The 1,814-nt window shown below is 67.1% G+C and carries 3 protein-coding genes; 1 reads left to right on the plus strand and 2 read right to left on the minus strand.

Annotation, left to right across the window (positions count from 1 at the left end; all coding sequences use genetic code 11):
* Positions 1-688, plus strand: a 688-nt coding sequence (locus VGR06_RS05325) for an FAD-dependent monooxygenase (protein WP_327557823.1), incomplete at its 5' end; no start/stop codon positions are given.
* Positions 689-756: 68 nt separating this feature from the next.
* Here VGR06_RS05325 and VGR06_RS05330 read toward each other — a convergent pair.
* Together VGR06_RS05330 and VGR06_RS05335 are read right to left on the minus strand one after the other, a co-directional pair.
* A complete protein-coding gene (locus tag VGR06_RS05330) occupies positions 757-1,107 on the minus strand; it encodes a DUF86 domain-containing protein (RefSeq protein ID WP_327557824.1) in 351 nt (116 codons plus the stop codon).
* Positions 1,097-1,399, minus strand: a complete 303-nt coding sequence (locus VGR06_RS05335) for a nucleotidyltransferase family protein (protein ID WP_327557825.1) — start codon at positions 1,397-1,399, stop codon at positions 1,097-1,099. Before VGR06_RS05335 ends, VGR06_RS05330 begins: the two co-directional genes overlap by 11 nt.
* Between the last annotated feature and the right edge of the window lie 415 nt (positions 1,400-1,814).

Consider the following 1,814-nt stretch of genomic DNA (forward strand, 5'->3'; position numbering starts at 1 on the left):
GGCCTACCGCGACAGACGAGTCCTGCTGGCCGGCGACGCCGCACACGTGCATGCCCCGGACGGTGGACAGGGCCTCAACACCGGTGTGCAGGATGCGGTGAATCTGGGATGGAAGCTGGCCCAGGTGGTCAACCGGACATCGCCAGAAAGTCTCCTGGATACCTACCATTCCGAGCGCCACCCGGTCGCCGCCCGCGTGCTGCGCAACACAATGGCGTACGTCGCGCTTCGCCGCCCAGACGACCGCACGAAGGCCCTGCGCGACACCATTGCCGAGCTCGTCAGCATGGACGAGCCCCGCAGACGATTCGCCGCGATGATCTCCGGCCTGGACATTCACTACGAACTCGGCGAGGGACACCCGCTGCTCGGGCGCCGCATGCCCGATCTCGACCTGGTCACCGCCGACGGCCCGCTGCGGGTCTTCACCCTGCTGCACGATGCCCGGCCGGTGCTGCTCAACCTCGGTGAGCCCGGCGGCCTCGACATCACTCCATGGGCGGATCGGGTTCAGTTGATCGACGCCAAATACGGTGGTGTCTGGGAGCTTCCGGTAGTTGGCGCGGTCACTGCTCCCACTGCCGTGTTGATTCGGCCCGACGGATACGTGGCCTGGGCGGGAGACCGAACCCACCTGCGGCTCCAGGACGCGCTAGCCACCTGGTTCGGACCACCCACTGCGGCGTAGCTCATTTTGTTAGGAGTTCTTGGGGGCGTCAGCGCCCGGTGGCGTCCTCGTGGTGAGCGAAACCCGTCTCAAGGGTTGTCGTCGGCGAGGGTCGCGATTACTGCCCGCAGCTCGGCCGCAAAGCCCGGCAGCTGGTCCCGCGCGGCGGTATGCAAGATCTCCAGGTCGATGGACCAGTAGCCGTGGACAATCCGGTTTCGCAAGCGGGATGGCTGCTGCCAGGGGACTGCCGGCCACCTCTGCTTTAGGTCTTTCGAGACTTGGGCGGCCGCCTCACCCAGCACGGTGAAGTTCCACAACAGGGCATCGCGGCGCTGCCGGTCCGATGCGAGCTCATTGACGGTCACGCCCGCCACGAGCTCTTGGATGCGGTCGGCGGCGTCGAGCATCTCGCCGCGCAGGAGAAGATCACGCCGCATGCAGCGGTCGCGCCTCGGCGAGGACCTGCTCCCGCAGAGCGGCGTGTAGCGCACGGCGTGACACCAGATCAACCGGCCGACCGAACAGCGCAGCCAGTTCGTCGGCGAGTTGTTCGATCTCCCACCCCAGTCGGCGCCCGGGCCGTAGCGTGTAGAGCACGTCGATGTCGCTGGCCGGCCGCGCGGCGTCCCGGGCCGCGGAGCCAAACACCATCAACTCGGCGATGCCGTACCGCTCACAGATGGCAGACAGCCGCATCTCGTCGACGCTCTGCCCCGCAACGGTTAACACAACCCCAGGGTACCGATCGACCGTAGCGGCCACCGGTTCCAGCGCGCCGCGTAGGCTTTCGCGCTCCCCCTATGGGGTGCGATCTATGGGGTGCGATTTCGTCATCGCGGCCGTCATTAGCGACAATGCCGGCGTGCCCATTCCTCTCCGCTGGTGCCCTACGGCCGGATCCCTCGCTGTTCGGCACAGCTCTGGCCGCCTGAAGACGAAGCGCGGCGGTGCGCCGGACCGTCGCGTGTGGGTGACGGGGGAGGGCGGTGTCGCGGGCAACCAAAACGGACTCGGGCTCCACGGACGTCTGACGGACAGACGGGTACGCTGGGCCGGCACAGTGACGATGTTTCCCCAGGTCAACGGCCGTCTTTCCGACGCTGGTCGCTCCGGTCTGTAAAACCGTCGCGCAAGCTTCGTTGGT

The organism is Actinophytocola sp., from assembly GCF_036002505.1.
GTDB lineage: Bacteria > Actinomycetota > Actinomycetes > Mycobacteriales > Pseudonocardiaceae > DASYTH01.

Excerpts from the sequence above, each read along its gene's own strand:
- VGR06_RS05330 (WP_327557824.1), bottom strand. The coding sequence starts at position 1,107 with ATGCGGCGTGATCTTCTCCTGCGCGGCGAGATGCTCGACGCCGCCGAC.